This window comes from Paenarthrobacter sp. AB444 (genome assembly GCF_028736865.1).
GTDB lineage: Bacteria > Actinomycetota > Actinomycetes > Actinomycetales > Micrococcaceae > Arthrobacter > Arthrobacter nicotinovorans_B.
On the sequence record NZ_JAQZBY010000015.1, the window covers coordinates 46,189 to 62,379 of the forward strand.

Here is a 16,191-nt window from a genome sequence, read left to right on the forward strand (position 1 = left end):
CTTCTTAACGCGGCGTTCCGTTGAGGGTAGTCCTCGCCATCAGCGCGCGGAGGTCATCGGCAACCTTTGCTACTTCCCGCTGACGTGCGCTGCGGGGCGTCCTTGTCCCGTGGGTTGACGACCGTGGCGCCTGCGTGGCGGCGCGGGAGGGGCGGTGGATCTGCGGATCACGCACGGGCTGGACGTCAACAGTGACGTTGCCCTGCAAGGGATCGTGGAAGAGAGGGAAGCTCATGATCCCTGATCCTGACACAACCCGACGAGCGCCGAAATGGACAATCGCATACCGACTTCGGGAGTGGCTGTGCAACTGTCCATGAACGGCGCGGGAGTTCGGTCAGGTCCTTGGAAGCCTGCCGAACAGTGGCGTGAACAAGTCGATCTCGACCGTAGGGATGCGGCAGGCATCTGCGGCGTCCTGCCATTTGGCCACGGAACGGTGGATGGCGTCCAAGATCTCCTCCCGCTTATCCACATCGACAAAGTATTCAGAGACGCCTAGCAGTGCCCGCATGGCATCCTCGCGCCGGGTTGCGCCATCGATGGATGTGGCGTGTTCGCCATTGACGTCCGGATTTGGATTGACATCGAAGGCCGGCGCGAGGCGCCACCCGTTGCGGCCCCGGAGAAAACCGTGATTGCGCAGATGGTCATCAGTGTTGTTCACGACGATGTTGAATGCGATCCTTCGAAAAAGCTGTTCACGGTCAGCATCTGGATTCTCCGAATTCTCATCGATGACATCCAAAAGATCCAGATAATCGCCATGGGCGCCGTCCTGCTCCGACAACATGGTCATGGCGGAGACATAGCCGATCCGTTGCCCGCCGTTGCGATCGGCCAAGATTGTCGGGATCCACCTCGACCTCATCAGCGGCTTGCCGGAGTTCCGGCAGTTGAACGAGTTTGGGCACGTCCGTTCGCTCACTCAGATGTGGTTCGTACCCAATCCGAAATTGCAGGGCGCCTTGCCGCGTCAGGTCCGACACACCCAGCAGAAAGTCCCTGTCAGTTAAGGTGCGGGGGCTCTTGCCAAGCTGACGCGATTCGGCCTGGAGTCTTTTGGTCACTATGTGTCGGCCCCAAAGGTCAGGGGATGCATCCGCGAATGCCCCCGGAAGTCCCCTGACTGAGTGGGGTGCCCCGCGCAATCGGCAGTGCTGGATCAATGGCGTAGGAATCCGGTCGGCCGAGGAAGTCCGCGTCGTAATTGAAGCTGGTGGTTGTGACGCCCCGTCGCGCGGCTATAAAGGCACGGCCAACATGCACACTGCCTTGAGGTGTTTGGATGTCGACGTTGACGGGTTCTGTCACCGACGCACCCGCTCCGGGAGTTCCTGATCAGCCCGGGCTCGGCCAAAGTCTGTTTCATACGGATCGAATGCGGTATTCAACTGCTCGCTGAGACCCAGCACGCGGGCGACATCCAGGAAAGCCTCAAGGCCCACGCCCAAGTCTCCGTGCTCGATTTTGCGGAGGGTGTTTCGGCTAATGCCTGCCCGGTCCGCCACCTGCTCAGCCGTGAGGCCGAGCAATTTGCGCCACGTCAACAGCTGCCCGCCGATCGTGCCTGCCGTGCGTCGCGTCCTGTTTGAGGTGCGCTTGGTGGTCATGGGCCAAGATATCTCCTAATGGTCAAGAAGTCGACCACTAAAGAACTTAATGCGCTTAATTATGAGCATTAAAATCGCACAGCACCATTCCAACCTACCCCCACAGCGCCTTCTTCAACAGCGCCCTCAGTTGAGTGTTCTCTTCCTCGTTCAGCGCAGCGAGCTGTGTTTGCTCGCACACCTCAAGCGCAGCCCGCGCCTTGTTATGGATCCGCCGGCCCTCGGAGGTAGAGACGATGATCTTCGCGCGCCGGTCCTGCTTGCCCTGAGCCCTTTTCACCAAGCCGCGGTGCTCAAGATCATCCACCAGGCTGACCACTTGGCTGGGGTCGAGGCTGAGGAAATCGGCAAGCTCGCGTTGGGTTGGCTCCAGTCCACTGCAGGCCAAAGTCAACACCGAGAAGGACCTCTCGCGGAGCCCGTAGTCCGCCAGTGCCTTGTTGTTCAGGAGGGACCCGGTGGCGTGCAGCTTGGCGAGCAGCAGCCCCACATCGCTGCCGATTTTGGCCTCGGCCAGGCGCGGGGTTTCCACTTCGGTGCTTTGCAGGCCCATGACAACTCCAATAGTAATGAAAAACAATCGTTGACTTTCTCAATGATCCGTATTCTCATTGATCATGACAAGGATCTCACGCCGCAGTGGGATCGGCCCCACCGGCTTCGGCCGGTTACTGCATGCGAAGGAGCACGCCATGAGCTTGAACGGCAAGGTTGCAATCGTCACGGGAAGTGGTCAGGGCCTTGGACTCGCCTACGCGAGGGAGCTCGCCCGCCAGGGTGCCGCCGTCGTTATTAACGACGTGAACGCTGAAACAGCGGCGGAAGCGGTCGCCCAGATCGAGGCCGAGGGCGGCAAAGCCACTGCGGTGGTGGTCCCCGTAGGTTCAACGGACGCTGCGAAGGCGCTGGTAGCAGGCGCTGTTGAGGCGTTCGGCCGCTTGGACATCCTGGTGACAAACGCGGGCATCCTCCGCGACAAGAGCCTGCTGAAGATGACCGACGAGGACTTTGACCTGGTCATCAACGTCCATTTGAAGGGCACGTTCACCTGCGTCCGTGAGGCCTTCTCCTACTTCAAGGAAAACAACATCCCGGGCCGGATCATCACCATCGGCTCGCCGACCGGCCAGCGCGGGAACTTCGGTCAGAGCAATTACGCCGCGGCAAAAGCCGGAATCGTCGGCATGGTCCGCACCTGGGCACTGGAAATGAAGCGCGCCGGCGTGACCGTCAACTCCGTCATCCCCGTGGCCGCCACCGCCATGACCAAAACCGTCCCGTACTTCCAGAAGGCCGTTGAGGCCGACGAACGAGGCGACGCCATGCCGCGCTTCTTCCGCCACGACCTCGGTTTTGGAACGGCCGACGACGTCGCCGGGCTGATTGCCTTCCTCGCCTCTGACTCAGCGTCCGATATCACCGGCCAGGCGATCGGCGCCGGAGGTGACCGGCTTCAGGTGTGGACGCATCCGACGCCGGCAACCACCGAATACCGCGAGGGCGGCTGGAGCTACGAGGCCCTGCAGGAGAGCGCTGGTGAACTGTTCAGCAAGGAAACTCTGCAGAGCTACGGCGAGGAATTCCTGCCGCTGCCCGAGGAACTCCAGCCCGAACCGGCACAGGCCCGCTGACCATGACTACCCGCTATGAACCCGGTCTCGATGTCGCAAAGCTGGACGCGATCGACATGCACGTCCATCTTGAAGTGGACAGCTGCGGCCACGGCTCGCTTCCGGAAGCGCTGACGGAGGCCTCTGCCAAGTACTTCAAGTCCGAGGACAGGACACCGTCGCTGGACAGGATCGCCGAGGTCTACCGCGAACTGAACATGGCCGCCGTCGTCTTCACCGTGGACGCGCGCACCCAGCTGAAGCACGAACCGAACAGCATCCCGGAACTGATCCACGGTGCGGCGAGGAACAACGATGTCCTGATTCCCTTCGGCAGCGTCGACCCGCGAACAGGCGAGGACGCGATCGCCGGCGCGAAGCAGCAGGCGGTTGAACTCGGCGCCCGGGGGTTCAAATTCCATCCCTCACTGCAAGGGTTCGATCCCTCCAACGAGCAGTTCTACCCGCTGTGGGAGACGCTCCAGGAGCTCGGTTTGCCGTGCGTTTTCCACACCGGCCAAAACGGTATGGGTGCAGGGCTCCCGGGCGGCTACGGCATCAAGCTCGCCTACTCCAATCCGCTGTTGCTGGATGCTGTCGCCGCCGACTTTCCCGGCCTGCAGATCATCATGGCCCACCCCTCGGTGCCGTGGCAGGACGAGGCGAACTCGATCGCAACCCACAAATCCAACGTCTTCATCGACCTCTCCGGTTGGTCGCCCAAGTACTTCCCGGAGTCGCTGGTCCGCCTGTCCAACAACGTGCTGCAGGACAAGGTTCTGTTCGGCACGGACTTTCCCCTGATCACGCCGCAGAAATGGTTGGGAGCGTTCGCGGACCTGCCCTTGAAGGACGAGGTCCGGCCGAAGATCCTCAAGGACAACGCCGTCCGCCTGCTGGGTTTGGGTGGCTGAGATGACAACAAGCACGACGACGGAAGCCGGCTTGGGTGCCCGGCTTTACCCGGTGGCGGATTGGTACGACGCCGAAGCGCTCCTGGGCCCTGACGAGCGCGCAGTGCTGGCCAGGCTGCGGGATTTCCTAAACACCGAAGCCAAGCCGCTCCTGGCCGATTACTGGGAGCGCGGGGAATTCCCGGAGCAACTGGCGCAACCATTGATCGACCTGGACCTGATGGAACCGTTTGACGCTCCCGCCCGCGGGATTTATCACGGTTTCCGGATCTTCGAGCTCGCCCGCACCGATGCTTCCCTTGCCACGTGGTACACCGCGCAGGCAGGCCTGTTCCGGACGGCAATCCGGGTGGGCGCCTCGGAGGAACAGCAGCGCGAATGGATGCCCGGCGTAATCGACTTTTCGCTCAAGGGCGTGTTCTCGCTGACCGAACCTGAGCACGGCTCCGACATCGCCGGCGGATTGGCCACGACCGCAAGGTTTGAGGGGAATCCCGACGGCGGCACTGGCCCCGGCAGCGGAACGTGGATCCTGGAGGGCGCGAAACGGTGGATTGGCGGCGCCTCCACGGCGGATGTGCTGTGTGTTTTCGCCCGGGACGTCGCCGATGGCCAGGTCAAAGGCTTCCTCGTGGACCGGAATGCGCCCGGAGTGACCGTGGAGAAGATCCACGGCAAGGCCTCGCTGCGGATGATGCAGAACGCCCACATCACTCTGGCCGGTGTCCGGGTTCCCGAGTCGATGCGCCTGCACAACGTGGACTCATTCAAGGACGTTGCAGCCATGCTGCGCGCCATGCGCTCGGATGTCGCCTGGATCGCCACGGGCATCCAGGCCGGGGCTTTCGAAGCGGCTTTGGCCTATGTGAAGGAACGCCAACAATTTGGCCGAACGCTCGGTTCCTTTCAACTGGTGCAGGAGAAACTGGCCCGGATGCTCGGTAATCTCACCGCCTCCCTGTCCCTGGTGGTCAGGCTGAACGAGCAACAATCCCAGGGCAGCTACCGGGACCAGGATTCCGCGCTGGCAAAAATGCAGACAAGTCTCATGATGCGCGAAACCGTCGCCTTGGCCCGCGAAGTCGTGGGCGGCAACGGCATCACGCTCGCTGCCGACGTCGCGCGTTTCCATGCCGACGCCGAAGCCGTCTATTCCTACGAAGGCACCCACGAAATCAATGCGCTGATCGTCGGACGCGCCCTCACGGGCGAAAGTGCTTTCACCCACTGAACCACGCTCATACAACACAACAACCAGGAGGCAAAGATGCCCAATCTCGTCGTCGATTTCGACACCCTGCTCACCATGTCCGGCAAGGACCTGGGCACCACCGACTACCGGGAAATCACCCAACAGCAAATCAACCTGTTCGCCGATGCCACGGACGATCAGCAGTGGATCCACGTTGATCCCGAACGTGCCAAGGACGGCCCCTTCGGCGCCCCGATCGCGCACGGTTTTCTCACGCTGTCCTTGATCATCCCGTTCTGGGGTGAATTGTTCGACGTCGACGGCGTCACCACCAAGGTCAACTACGGACTCGATAAAGTCCGCTTCACTTCCCCGGTCAAGGTGGGTTCAAAGGTCCGCATGCAGGGAAGCATCGCCGAGGTCACCGAGGTCAAGGGCGGTGCCCAGATCAAGGTCAACGCCACCATCGAAATCGAAGGGCAGGAGCGTCCCGCCGTCGTCGCCGAATTCCTGGCCCGCTTCTACAAGTAAGCCGGATCTGTGAGTAAGCGGCTTCTGTAAGTAACCCTCCACAACACAGTCCCTCCTCTTCCAAGGAACAGCCATGTCAGGACACACTGCACTCGCACCGTCGAGCACGGCCGCCAAGCGTAAAGAAGCGCGTACGGTCATCATGTCCAGCTATCTGGGCAGCACCATCGAGTTCTACGACTTCCTGTTGTACGCGACGGCGGCAGCAGTTGCCTTCCCCAAGGTGTTCTTCGCCGGAACGGACGAGTGGGTGGGGGTAGTAGCGGCTTATGCAACGTTCGCCGCGGGCTACGTCGCACGGCCACTGGGTGGCATTATCTTCGGCCATTTCGGTGACCGGATTGGCCGCAAGGGCATGTTGATCGTCTCCATGGCCATGATGGGCATCGCCTCCACCTTGATCGGCCTGATCCCGGGATCCAGCGTGATCGGTCCGTGGGGAGCGGTGCTTCTGGTGATCCTGCGGGTTTTCCAGGGCATCGCCGTCGGCGGTGAATGGGGCGGCGCTGCGCTGATGGCCCTGGAACACTCCGATCCGAAGCGGCGCGGCTTCGCGGCGTCGTTTGTGAACGCGGGTGCGCCGACGGGCGCTGTCCTGGGCACCGTGGTGATGGGTATCTTCTCGGCCCTTCCGCAGGACGCCTTCCTGGCCTGGGGGTGGCGGGTGCCGTTCCTGCTTTCCTTTGTCCTGCTGATCGTTGGCATGTTCGTGAGGCTGCGGGTTTCCGAAAGCCCGATCTTTGCCGAGGCTGTGGCCAAGGAAAGCGCGTTGGGAACCAAGCGCAAGGTCCCGCTCGTGGAAGTGCTGAAGCGGCCCAAAGCACTGATCATGATCATGTTTGCCGGAGCCGCCGGATTTGGCCTCCAAGTGGTGCTTCCCACGTTCTCGGTCACCTATGCAGTGTCCAAAGGCGCTCCCCAGCAGGGCGTGCTCTATGCCTTCGCCGGTGCTTCGGCCATCTCCATCCTCTTTGTCCTGTTGGGCGGGCGCTTGTCCGATCGTTTCGGCCGCCGCCCGGTCATGGTCACTGGTCTGGCCCTGTTCATCCTGTACCTGTTCCCCATGTTCGGAATGCTCAGCTCAGGCAGTATCGCCTTGATCTTCCTGGCCTTCACCGTTGCACTCATCCTGCATTCCTCGCTCTATGGTCCACTTGCGGCGTTTGTCTCCGAGCAGTTCGGCACTACCAACCGTTACACCGGTGCGGCTGTGGGCTACCAGCTGGCGACGTTGATCGGCGCAGGCTTCACCCCGGGCATCGTTGCGGGCCTGTACAAGGATGCAGGCCAGAGCATCGTCCCCGTGGTGATCTTCCTGGCCGGTATGTCGCTGGTGTCAATTGTCTTCATCCTGCTGACGCGGGAGTCTAAGAACAACGACCTTTCCACGGTCAGTTAGGAGTATCCACATGGACAACAACGGAGTTGGATCCTGGTTGCACCGCCGCCGCAACAAGTCCGGAAACCAGACAGCGCTCATCCATGGCGAGCGGAAACTGAGTTACCTCGAACTCGCCAACCGGACCGATCGCCTGGCCAACGCTCTCCGGGACAGGGGAGTGGCCAAGGGCGACCGCGTGGCCTACCTCGGCGAAAACCACCCGTCTTTCGTGGAAACCTTCTTTGCCTGCGGGCTGCTTGGGGCGATTTTCGTTCCGCTCAATACCCGCCTGGCTGCCCCGGAGCTGCAGTTTCAGCTCCAGGATTGCGGCGCACGTGTCCTGGTCAACGCTGAAGCCCTGAATGTGGTGGCTTCGGCATCAGTGGCGGACACAGTGGTAACCCACCGTCTTGTGGTGGCGTCCGACGACGGCCCTGAAAGTGGCGATGCCACGCTGCCATCCGGCGTCGAACAGTACGGGGAGGTGATTGAAGGCGCCGACGCTGCATCGCTGGATGAAGCGGTGACCCTGGACGACGGCGCCATGATCCTCTACACCTCTGGGACCACAGGCAAGCCGAAGGGTGCGCTGCTGACCCACGGCAACATCACATGGAACTGCATCAACACCGTGGTGGACATGGACCTGGGCCGCAATGACGTAGCGCTCATGATTTCGCCGCTCTTCCACGTGGCATCCCTGGACATGGGGCTCCTGCCGATGCTGCTCAAAGGTGCCACGGTGATCCTCGAGTCCAAGTTCGACCCCGCACGCGTCCTGGAGCTCGTGGGCCGGAACAAAGTCACCACCCTCAGCGGCGTCCCCACCACCTTCCAGATGCTCTGCGATCATCCGGAATGGTCGACGGCGGACCTCAGCTCCCTGGACAAGCTCACCTGCGGCGGGTCCGCGGTTCCGCAGCGGGTACTGGACGCCTATGAAGAACGCGGGATTGGATTTACGGCGTGTTATGGCATGACCGAAACGGCTCCCGGCGCCACCATGCTGCCAGTCTCCGCCTCCAAGGAGAAGGCCGGCTCGGCGGGATTGGCCCACTTCTTCACGGATGTGCGGATCGTCGACCCCTTCGGCGGGGTCGTGGGGGCCGGCCAAGTAGGCGAAATCCAGATCTCCGGCCCCAACGTCATCAAGGAATACTGGAACCGGCCTGAGGCCACAGCGGAAAGCTATGCCGACTCGACCTGGTTCCGGTCAGGTGACATGGGCTCGCTGGATGAGCAAGGCTTTCTGTTCGTCTCCGACCGGCTCAAGGACATGATCATCTCCGGGGGTGAGAACATTTATCCCGCAGAGGTCGAAGCTGCCATTGCAGAGCTGCAGGCCGTGGGGAGTGTGGCCGTCATCGGGGTGAGCGACGAGAAATGGGGAGAAGTGCCCCGTGCCGTCGTCACGCTGCGTGAAGGGACTTCCTTGACGGAGGAGCAGCTGCGCTCGCATCTGGAAGGGAAACTTGCCCGGTACAAGATTCCCAAGTCCGTTGTGTTCGTCGAGGAGATGCCCCGGACCGCCAGCGGGAAGATCCGTAAGACCGACCTCCGCAAGCAATACGCCCGGTAACCCACCCTCGCTCACATCCCACCTGCTTGGGCCGAACGCTCGCTCACATCCCACCCGTTTGGCGCCAACCCTCGCTCACATTTGGTTGGTTTGTGGGCGGCGTCACGTGCGAAACAATCCGTCAATGGGCTAAATCCGGGTTAACTTTGTCCATCGAACTGCCTAAACAGCTTCCGGGGCATTACGATTGGGCACGACTCGTCTCTGAGTACGTATTGTCACAACGAAACCGGGGGATATACCAATGAGCTACCCGCAACAACCGCAACAGACCCAGCCTTACGGCACCCAGGCGGGCGAACCGCCGCTGTGGGCTCCCTACTATGGCGCCCCGATTGGCGCGGCTGTCCAGCGTTTCTTCAAGAAATACGCCACTTTCACAGGGCGCGCCAGCCGCAGTGAATACTGGTGGGTCGCCCTGGCACTGGGTATCGTCGGCCTCGTCCTGCAGATCCTGACCGGCATTTTGGGCAGTGCAGGTGCGACCGTTTCCGCCAATGGAACTGCAGTTCCCGGCCCGGGCGCCACGGTCGGCTTCATCCTGCTGGGTGTTTTCTACCTGGCTGTCCTGATTCCGTCCATCGCGCTGCTGGTACGTCGTCTGCACGACGGCAACTTCAGCGGCTGGCTTGCCCTGCTGGGACTCATCCCGTTCGTGGGCGGCCTCGCCATACTGGTCTTCGCACTCCTGCCGTCCAACCCGGCCGGCCAGCGCTTTGACCAGCCGACGGCCTAGCGCGTCAAACTGTAAATAAAAGGGGCGGCACACACTGTGCCGCCCCTTTTGCGTGCCCGGCCAGCCCTGGTCGTGAAATGCTGTCACTGACGCGGACCGACCCCAACGATGAGGAGCGCCAGTCATGGGAACGATCAAACGATGCGCCGTGGTGGGTGGCGGAATCATCGGTGTCGCGGTTGCGCGGGAACTTGCCAACAAGCTCGACGGCGCGCAGGTCACCATCTTCGAAAAAGAGGACCGTCTGGCCGCACACCAAACCGGCCACAATTCAGGGGTGGTCCACGCTGGCCTGTACTACGAACCCGGTGGGCTGAAGGCACGGTTGTGCCGCAGGGGAGTGGAGCTGCTGCACGAATTTTGCGCCGAAAAGGCCCTGCCGTACGAGGCCTGCGGGAAGCTGGTCATCGCGCAGACAGCCGGGGAGCAGCAGCGCCTGAACGCCATCTTCGCTCGTGCCACGGCCAATGGGGTCCCGGGAGTGCGGATGTTGAACGGTGACCAAATACGCGAGGTGGAGCCGAACGCCGTCGGGCTTTCTGCCTTGCACTCGCCGGAAACGGCGATCGTGGATTACCCGGCCATCACCAAAGCGCTCGCAGACGACGTGCGCGCCTCGGGCGGGACCATCCGGCTCGGGCAGGAAGTCACGGCGCTGGAACAGCAAGCGGAGGGGGTGGTGGTTCGCACGCAAGACGGCAGCGAACATTTTGACCTGGTGGTGGCCTGCGCCGGCCTGCAATCGGACCGCCTGGCCGAAGCGACTGGTGAGCCGGCTACCCCGAAAATCGTGCCCTTCTTTGGGCAGTACTTTCTCCTGGGCCACGAAGCCCGCCAACAGGTGAAGGGCCTGATCTATCCGGTACCGGACCCCAGGCATCCCTTCCTCGGAGTCCACCTCACTAAACGCATCGACGGCGAAATGATGCTGGGCCCGAATGCTTTCATCTCCTTCGGCCGTGAATCCTACTGTTGGAAGGACGTCCGGTTCCGCGACGTGCTGGATTACGCGCTGTTCCCCGGCTTTTGGAATTTCGCCCGGCGGAACGTGCCCTCGGCTGTGCGGGAATTCCAGACCGTCGTGAGCAAAAGGAAGTTCATCCGTGAGGCCATGCGCTTTGTGCCGTCGCTGGAGGGCGCCACCGTTCTCCCCGGAACCCGGGGCGTGCGCGCCCAGGCGATGAATGGTGACGGATCGTTGGTGGACGACTTTGTGATCGCACGACGCCGGGACACCGTCTTGGTGCGGAACGCACCGTCGCCCGGGGCTACTTCGTCCATGGCGATCGCGGAGTACATCGTGGAACAGGCGCTTGTCGGCTGAGGGACCCAATTAACAAACCTGTGACCACCCGGAAACGGGGTCCACATCCCGCGTGGGTAGCTTTGGCCCATGATCACTTCACTGGCAACCCGCATCGGCCAAGCCTTCGGGCGCTGGATTGAGGCAGCCTATGTCTTGGACTGTCGGGCGCCTGAAGAGGAAGAATCGCCTGGCACGGCCCCGGATTGGACCTGGTTGCCCGCCCTGAGTGGCGTCACCGTGGCAGGTGCCCAGGCCATCCAATCCCACGCAGGAAGGCCGCCAAAAGCCTTGTAGGAACCGCATCGGAAGCTGCGTTGTGTTGCGTTGAGCACACTATTCGTTATTGCCGGGTAGTATGCCCTAAACTCCTTCACTGAGGTGCCGGAATGGGCACTATGCAGCAACGAAAGCGAACCCTCAATGGCTACTGATTACGACGCTCCGCGCAAGACCGAAGAAGAGTCTCCCGCTGAATCGCTTGAGGCTTTGCAGGCGTCACGCGGCGGCGCTGCCCAGACCGCTGTCATCGATGTTGAGGATGTCGATACTGCCGAAGGAATCGACCTTCCCGGCGCCGATCTTTCGGGCGAGGAACTGACCGTCGTCGTGGTTCCGGAACAGTCCGATGAATTCACATGTGGCTCCTGTTTCCTGGTCCGGCACCGCTCCCAGATTGCCCTGGAAAAGAACGGCCTCAAGTTCTGCAAGGACTGTGAAGGCTGAATAACGCGCTGATCACGTTATCTTCGATCACGAAAACGTGGCAGATGGCAAGTGATTGGGCCCGCATTGGGTGCCCGACGGAGTCTTTGATAATCCTCCTGTGACCAGCTGGCCGTTCCCTTAACGGTTATGCGCCGAAGCGGCCACAACCGGTCCAATGGTCTGAATCCGCTCCTACAGTTGAAGTATCAACTTCGCCTGAAGGGGGCACAAAAAATGAGGAAAATTGGAGCGGGTTTGGCGGCTGTGCTGACAGCTGCCGGGCTCGGTCTGGCAGTGCCGGGGCCAGCCTCGGCCGCACCGTATTGCGGCATCACCTGGGGCTCGCTGGCCAAGGCTGATCCGGATATGAGTTCAGGCAATGTCACAGCTGTGCGTACTGGACAGCAGCCGTGCTTTGACCGTCTGGTGATCGATGTGAGCGGCAAAGTGGCCGGATACTCCGTGCAGTACGTTCCGGTGGTGACACAGGATCCCTCCGGCTTCCCTATCCCGGTCCTTGGCGATGCGGACCTCCAAGTGATGGTCACTGCACCTTCCTATGATCAGCAGGGGAACCCCACGTATCTGCCGGCAGCCAAGGCGGAGCTTTCCAACGTCTCCGGCTATCAGACGTTCCGCCAAGTGGTCTATGCGGGCAGCTTCGAGGGCACGACGAGCATCGGGCTGGGTGTCCGGGCCAGGCTTCCGTTCCGGGTCTTCGCCTTGGACGGACCCGACGGCGGTTCGCGGCTTGTGGTGGACGTCGCCCATCACTGGTAAGCCCACACCTCGTAGAACGCCCAGATAGCGGGAAAGCTGCCAGCTCGCACGGAAGTTTCCGGCGAACTGGCAGCTTTCCAGCGTTTTCGGCGTTACACAGGCGGGGCTACTCGGGAACCACCAACGCCGGAGTGTCCTTCCGGATGGTCTCACCGCGGAAGAAGCCGGGCCGCATGCGGGCCTGGATCAGCATGACCACGGCACCCAGGGCCAGGATCCCGATGCCCAGGATGAACACGAGTCCCACCCCGAAGATCTCCGATCCACTGCCGAACTCCGGATCCCAGCTGTCCATTGCGGTCTGGAGGAACACGACGAACAGTCCCACACCGCCCAGTACCGGGCAGACCAGCCGCAGGAAGAAGTTGCGTGCGCTGTTGAACACGCTGTTGCGGAAGTACCAGGCACAAGCGATGGCCGTGAGCCCGTAGTAGAAGCAGATCATCAGGCCAAGAGCCAGGATGGTGTCGTTGAGGACGTTCTCGCTGATCACGTGCATCACCGCGTAGAAGCCCGCGGACAGGACGCCAGCCGCGATGGTGGCGAAGCCCGGCGTCGAGAACTTCTTGCTCATGTGGCTGAAGCGCTCCGGCAGGGCGCCGTAGTGCGCCATGGCGAGCAGGCTCCGCGAGGGCGAGGTGAACGTGGACTGCAGGGAAGCTGCCGAGCTGGAGAGTACGGCCAAGGACATGAGGATCGCGAACGGTCCCATGACCGGCGATGCAAGCGCCGTGAAGACGTTGGCGTGGTTCTCGGGGTTGTTCAGGCCGATTCCGGTATCGCCGACGCCGGCAAACATCATGGTGGCGATGGTCACCAGCAGGTAGATGCCGAGGACGATGACGGCGGTAAGAGTACCGGCAGCACCCGCGGTCTTCTTGCCGTTGGCGGTTTCCTCGTTCACGGTGAGGCAGACATCCCAGCCCCAGTAGACGAAGATCGACAACGAGATTCCGGCCGCGATCTGGCCGAACGTCTCAACCTTGGTGACATCGAACCAGTCCCAACTGAACGGAACAGCAGTTTCGGATGTGGACCAGTTGGCGAACGCCATGGCAACAAAGAGTCCCAGAACCAGCAACTGGAAACCTACCAGCCCGTACTGCACGATCTTGGTGGTGTGCAGGCCGCGGTAGCTGATCCAGACGGCGAGGGCCACAAAGACGAAACAGGTGGCGACGTTCAGGAGCTTGTTCGAAGCGAGGTCGGCCAGCTCGGGGGAGCCGGTGGCCTGCGCCAGGAACAGGTAGAAGAAGTCCACGGCGACGCCGGCCAGGTTGGACAGGACGATGATGTTGGCGGCGAGCAACCCCCAGCCGCCCATCCAGCCCACCCACGGGCCGAAGGCCTTGGTGACCCAGGTGAACGTAGTGCCACTGTCCGGGGAGTCCGCGTTGAGCTCCCTGTAGGCCAGCGAAACCAGGATCATCGGAATGAACCCGATCAGGAAGATCACGGGCAACTGCAGCCCGACTTCATTCACGGTTGGGCCGAGCGCACCGGTGAGGGTATACGCCGGGGCGATGGTTGAAATGCCAAGAACGACGACGGCGAGGAGCCCCAACTGCCCCGTCTTCAGTCCCTTGCCGCTGATGTCGTGCGAGTCTGCAGCGGCGTTGGTGCTTGTGGAAGCACCGTTGCGGATTGTCTGGCTCATGAAGGGCCCTTTCTAGATGGCCGAAGGCTGCTGCTGCGTAATGCAGTGGATGCCCCCGCCCCGGGCGAAGAGTTCGCGCGCGTCAACACTGACCACGCGGCGTCCGGGGTAGGCATCGGCGAGAATACGGAGCGCTTTCTCGTCCATGGGGTCATTGAAACTGCAGGCGATGACCCCGCCATTGACGACGAGGTGGTTGATGTAGCTGTAGTCCACGAACCCTTCCTCGTCGGTGAGGGTTTCCGGGGCCGGAACTTCGATGATGTTCCATTCCCGGCCTGCTGCGTCATGGGTGGTGCGCAGGAAGTCGATGATTTCCCGGGAGACTTTGTAATCCGGGTGTTCGGGGTTCTGCTGGGTGTGGACCAGCAAGGTTCCGGGCGATGGAATGGCAGCCACGATGTCCACATGGCCGCGGGTGCCGAACTTCTCCGAGTCACGCGTCAGGCCCCTCGGGAGCCACACCACATGGGTGGCGCCGATGGTGCGGGCCAGTTCCTCTTCGATGTCGGCCTTGGTGAGACCGGGATTGCGGCCCTCGTCCAGCTGGACGGTTTCGGTCACCAGGACAGTGCCTTCGCCGTCCACTTGGATGCCACCGCCCTCGTTCACGATCCCCGAGGGAAGGTGTTGGGCGCCGGCGTGTCCCGTGACGTTGGCGGCGATGAGGGAGTCTTTGTCCCAGGCAGCCCAGTCCTGGGCACCCCAGCCGTTGAAGATCCAATCCACGGCGCCGAGCTGCTTGTTGGCATCCAGTACGAAGGACGGACCGATGTCCCGCATCCAGGCATCGTTGAGCTCAGCGGTAAGTACCTCAACGCGAGGGTCGAGGTAGCGGGCGGCCGTTTCGACGTCGTCGGGCGCTACAACCATGGTGACCGGCTCGAACTCCAGGATGGCGTTCGCGACGGCGGCCCACGTGGAGCGGGCCGCGTGGGCCTCTTCCTCGGTGTCGCCCAGCGTGTAGCCGCCTGTCGGGAAGGCCATCCAGACACGGTCCTGGGGTGCCGTCTCCGACGGCATGCGCCAGGCGCTCACGCGGAAACTGCCTGGGGCTGTTGGCTTGCAGAGCTCGCGCCGAGCGGAGCGTCCGGGTTGACCGGTTCCGTGAGGCGGCCGTAAGTTTCCGGACGGCGGGTCGCCAGGAACGGGAAGAGCGTCAGCCAGTCCTTTCGCTGGTCGAGGTCCAGGTCTGCCACCAGGACGGCGGACTCATCGCGCGGCGCCTGGACGAGGATGCGGCCGTACGGGTCGGAGATGAAGGAGGATCCGTAGAAGTTCAGGGTGCCCTCGTTGCCGTAGCGGTTGGGCGCGATCATGAACAGGCCGTTGGCGATGCCGTTGCCTACAATGACCTGCTGCCACAGCGGCTGGGTGTCGAAGTCGGGGTGGTCCGGCTCGGAGCCGATGGCCGTGGGGTAGACCAGGATTTCCGCGCCGCCCAGCGAGTACAGGCGGGCAAGCTCCGGGAACCACTCGTCCCAGCAGGTGGGCATGCCAAGGCGTGCGCCGCCCAGTTCGGCCGGGGCGTGCACTGCGTAGGCGTCCTCGGCGTCCGGTCCCTTACGGAAGAACTTGTCTTCGTAGTAGCCGGCTGTCACGGGGATGTGCAGCTTGTGAGTACGGGCAACCAGCTCTCCGGCGGGGGAGACCAGGATGGCCGTGTTCAGGCCGAGGCCGTCGTCGGTGCCATCCGGGTTCTCCGCACGCTGGTACAGAGAGGCGTGGACCGAGACGCCGAACTTGCGGGCTGCCTCTGCGGCGAAGGTGAACGTGGGGCCGGTCAGGAGGTCCTCGGTAATGTCCGAGGGGCGGATACCTGCCGCCGGGTTGTTCTCCGGCTTGGTGTCGGCGGGGTAGCGGGAGAGCGTCAGCTCAGGCAGGAAAACAACAGTGGCTCCCAGGTTGGCCGCGCGTTCGATGCCTTCGGAGAGTTCAGCGCGGAGTGCGGCTTCGTCGGCATGCCAGCGGTGCTGGACGACGCCGACGCGCAGCGGCGTCCGCGTGGAGGGCTCTGTGCGGGCCAGGGAAGTGGGGGCTTCGAGGCAGGTAATTTCAATCATGGGGGCATGTACTCCGGTGAGACGACAGTCACTAAATGAATAGCGTTCATTTAGTATGGCGCGTGTCACGCTGGAGCGCAAGAGGCAAATGAATGCCGCTCATTTATGACGGCCGTGGGGTGTC

The 16,191-nt window shown here is 62.3% G+C and carries 18 protein-coding genes; 11 read left to right on the plus strand and 7 right to left on the minus strand.

What is annotated here, in order from left to right:
• Positions 1 to 4: 4 nt before the first annotated feature.
• From PQ627_RS16930 to PQ627_RS16945, 4 genes are all read right to left on the minus strand, one after another.
• Positions 5 to 235: a hypothetical protein gene (locus tag PQ627_RS16930; protein ID WP_274262629.1), complete on the minus strand. Its 231-nt coding sequence runs from the start codon at positions 233 to 235 to the stop codon at positions 5 to 7.
• Between the two features lie 102 nt (positions 236 to 337).
• Positions 338 to 844 carry a type II toxin-antitoxin system HipA family toxin gene (locus tag PQ627_RS16935; RefSeq protein ID WP_274262630.1) on the minus strand — a complete coding sequence of 169 codons (507 nt, stop codon included), beginning with the start codon at positions 842 to 844 and terminating at the stop codon, positions 338 to 340.
• A gap of 466 nt (positions 845 to 1,310) precedes the next feature.
• Positions 1,311 to 1,613 (minus strand): helix-turn-helix domain-containing protein, encoded by a 303-nt coding sequence (locus PQ627_RS16940; protein WP_144662787.1) that lies wholly within the window; start codon positions 1,611 to 1,613, stop codon positions 1,311 to 1,313.
• A 94-nt stretch (positions 1,614 to 1,707) separates the two neighbouring features.
• On the minus strand, positions 1,708 to 2,166 hold the full coding sequence (locus PQ627_RS16945) for a MarR family winged helix-turn-helix transcriptional regulator (protein ID WP_274262631.1): 459 nt from the start codon (positions 2,164 to 2,166) through the stop codon (positions 1,708 to 1,710).
• A gap of 139 nt (positions 2,167 to 2,305) precedes the next feature.
• Between PQ627_RS16945 and PQ627_RS16950 the strand changes: the two genes are divergently transcribed.
• The 11 genes from PQ627_RS16950 to PQ627_RS17000 all read left to right on the plus strand — a co-directional run bounded on the left by PQ627_RS16950 (position 2,306) and on the right by PQ627_RS17000 (position 12,347).
• Complete coding sequence (locus tag PQ627_RS16950) at positions 2,306 to 3,244, plus strand: SDR family NAD(P)-dependent oxidoreductase (protein ID WP_274262632.1); 939 nt, start codon at positions 2,306 to 2,308, stop codon at positions 3,242 to 3,244.
• A 2-nt stretch (positions 3,245 to 3,246) separates the two neighbouring features.
• Entirely contained in the window at positions 3,247 to 4,137 is an 891-nt protein-coding gene (locus PQ627_RS16955) for an amidohydrolase family protein (protein WP_274262633.1), read from the plus strand.
• 1 nt (position 4,138) lies between these two features.
• Positions 4,139 to 5,368: an acyl-CoA dehydrogenase family protein gene (locus PQ627_RS16960; RefSeq protein ID WP_274262634.1), complete on the plus strand. Its 1,230-nt coding sequence runs from the start codon at positions 4,139 to 4,141 to the stop codon at positions 5,366 to 5,368.
• A gap of 36 nt (positions 5,369 to 5,404) precedes the next feature.
• The gene (locus PQ627_RS16965; protein ID WP_039239911.1) at positions 5,405 to 5,860 is read left to right on the plus strand and encodes a MaoC family dehydratase; all 456 of its coding nucleotides are present in this window, start codon (positions 5,405 to 5,407) and stop codon (positions 5,858 to 5,860) included.
• A gap of 73 nt (positions 5,861 to 5,933) precedes the next feature.
• Positions 5,934 to 7,259 (plus strand): MFS transporter, encoded by a 1,326-nt coding sequence (locus tag PQ627_RS16970; protein ID WP_274262635.1) that lies wholly within the window; start codon positions 5,934 to 5,936, stop codon positions 7,257 to 7,259.
• 10 nt (positions 7,260 to 7,269) lie between these two features.
• Complete coding sequence (gene menE / locus PQ627_RS16975) at positions 7,270 to 8,820, plus strand: o-succinylbenzoate--CoA ligase (protein WP_274262636.1); 1,551 nt, start codon at positions 7,270 to 7,272, stop codon at positions 8,818 to 8,820.
• Positions 8,821 to 9,064: 244 nt separating this feature from the next.
• Complete coding sequence (locus PQ627_RS16980) at positions 9,065 to 9,556, plus strand: DUF805 domain-containing protein (RefSeq protein ID WP_274262637.1); 492 nt, start codon at positions 9,065 to 9,067, stop codon at positions 9,554 to 9,556.
• A gap of 124 nt (positions 9,557 to 9,680) precedes the next feature.
• A complete protein-coding gene (lhgO, locus tag PQ627_RS16985) occupies positions 9,681 to 10,880 on the plus strand; it encodes an L-2-hydroxyglutarate oxidase (protein ID WP_274262638.1) in 1,200 nt (399 codons plus the stop codon).
• Between the two features lie 69 nt (positions 10,881 to 10,949).
• Entirely contained in the window at positions 10,950 to 11,156 is a 207-nt protein-coding gene (locus tag PQ627_RS16990) for a hypothetical protein (protein ID WP_274262639.1), read from the plus strand.
• 126 nt (positions 11,157 to 11,282) lie between these two features.
• Positions 11,283 to 11,585, plus strand: a complete 303-nt coding sequence (locus tag PQ627_RS16995) for a DUF4193 domain-containing protein (protein WP_144662767.1) — start codon at positions 11,283 to 11,285, stop codon at positions 11,583 to 11,585.
• A gap of 216 nt (positions 11,586 to 11,801) precedes the next feature.
• Complete coding sequence (locus tag PQ627_RS17000) at positions 11,802 to 12,347, plus strand: AMIN-like domain-containing (lipo)protein (protein WP_274262640.1); 546 nt, start codon at positions 11,802 to 11,804, stop codon at positions 12,345 to 12,347.
• 106 nt (positions 12,348 to 12,453) lie between these two features.
• Here the strand turns inward: PQ627_RS17000 and PQ627_RS17005 are convergent, their stop codons facing one another.
• The 3 genes from PQ627_RS17005 to PQ627_RS17015 are packed head-to-tail and all read right to left on the minus strand — an operon-like array spanning position 12,454 to position 16,067.
• Positions 12,454 to 14,004 (minus strand): APC family permease, encoded by a 1,551-nt coding sequence (locus tag PQ627_RS17005; RefSeq protein WP_274262641.1) that lies wholly within the window; start codon positions 14,002 to 14,004, stop codon positions 12,454 to 12,456.
• 12 nt (positions 14,005 to 14,016) lie between these two features.
• Positions 14,017 to 15,042, minus strand: a complete 1,026-nt coding sequence (locus PQ627_RS17010) for an agmatine deiminase family protein (protein WP_274262642.1) — start codon at positions 15,040 to 15,042, stop codon at positions 14,017 to 14,019.
• Positions 15,039 to 16,067 carry a nitrilase-related carbon-nitrogen hydrolase gene (locus PQ627_RS17015; RefSeq protein WP_274262643.1) on the minus strand — a complete coding sequence of 343 codons (1,029 nt, stop codon included), beginning with the start codon at positions 16,065 to 16,067 and terminating at the stop codon, positions 15,039 to 15,041. The genes PQ627_RS17010 and PQ627_RS17015 overlap by 4 nt, the downstream gene beginning before the upstream one ends.
• Positions 16,068 to 16,191 lie beyond the last annotated feature (124 nt).